At 43.3% G+C, this 1,375-nt stretch carries 2 protein-coding genes; one reads left to right on the plus strand and one right to left on the minus strand.

The window, feature by feature from the left end; translation table 11 throughout:
- Positions 1-428 (plus strand): methyl-accepting chemotaxis protein (locus tag A3729_RS13195; RefSeq protein ID WP_231877437.1); only part of this gene is annotated, 428 nt, incomplete at its 5' end.
- Here the strand turns inward: A3729_RS13195 and A3729_RS13200 are convergent.
- A partial coding sequence (locus tag A3729_RS13200; RefSeq protein WP_197475843.1) for a thiamine pyrophosphate-dependent enzyme occupies positions 429-1,375 on the minus strand: 947 nt, incomplete at its 5' end.

Below are 1,375 nucleotides of genomic sequence, written 5' to 3' on the forward strand. Positions count from 1 at the left end.
TAAACGCAACAATCGAAGCTGCACGTGCTGGTGACAGGGGGCGTGGCTTTGCCGTCGTTGCTGACGAAATCAGAAGCTTATCAATTCGCTGTGATGAGTCTGCCCAAGAAATTACCGATGTAATAAAACAAGGGTCAGTAGACGTTGATAAGGGCGTCGAGATAGTACTTCACTCAGAAGCAGTACTGGAGAATACATCGGCCTCGGTTATTGAAGTTTCAGAACAAATTGAAAAAGTATCCAAGGTAATCAATAAACTGCAAGACAACATGACACAAGTCAGTGCTGCCTCGCAGAATGTTGGCGAGGTAAATAACAATAACGCTTACGCTGTTATACACCTACTGGAGTCAATTCAAAACCTGAGCACAATGACGACAAAGCTTAGCGACGTTTCAGAGAAGCTAGCAAACGTCGTGAATAAATAGCTAGCAGGTCACTTTCCTTACTAAAGCCCGACTAATCATTCTGACCTTCATGTTGAGGGGCAAACGCTTAAGGTTTGTTCCCACAATACCCTTCGTAAATCGGGTCTGTTTACTGTAATCAATATTTACATCTAACACGACTGGCTGACCCGCTTTGCTGATTCTCCAAGCTTCATCCAACATTTCATCTATATCGGAATTCTCATCGATCCGGACATAAGCTGCGCCAGTAGCCATCGCTACACCCTGCATTCTCGTATCCGCAAGAACCGAACAAGTTTTCCTGTTATACGGCACCTCTTGAGCTTGTGATATTTGGGATAACTCGCCATCATTAAATATGGTAAAAATTGCACCCAAGCCATTCTTGCTTGCCGTTGTAATTTCCATGCACGTCATCAAAAATGCACCATCACCAATAATACTGACAACGTCTTTTTCAGGATTAAGAAGCTTTGTTCCGATAGTCGCAGGGACAGCATAACCCATGCAATTGAAGTCGGTAGGCGAAATCATGGTTCTCGCTGTATGAATAGGCATAAGTTCTGCCGTTAAGAAGGTATGGTTACCGTCATCAACCACTACATAACCGTCATCAGGCAGCCTTTTCCTTAAGGCATCAAAGAATAAAGCTGGATTAACACGAGAACCACTATCGTGCTTATACCACTCTTGTTTATACGAAGCCTTTTGCTCTGAGATGAGCTGACTCACTTCCTTATAACGCGCATCAAAACAGATATTATTCTCATGTATTTTAGCTTTGAGCTTACGTAATAACGCGGGCAAGACCTCATTTGCATCTCCCTGGATCGCTACTTTCGCTGGGTAGTTTGTATTGAGAACTTTAGGGTTAATGTCAATATGAATCAAAGATTCAGGAACCGTAACGCCAAAGCTACCTGTACCAATTTCTCCAAAACGAGTCCCTACCGCAAGCAAAGCGT

This window comes from Oleiphilus sp. HI0043 (assembly GCF_001634935.1).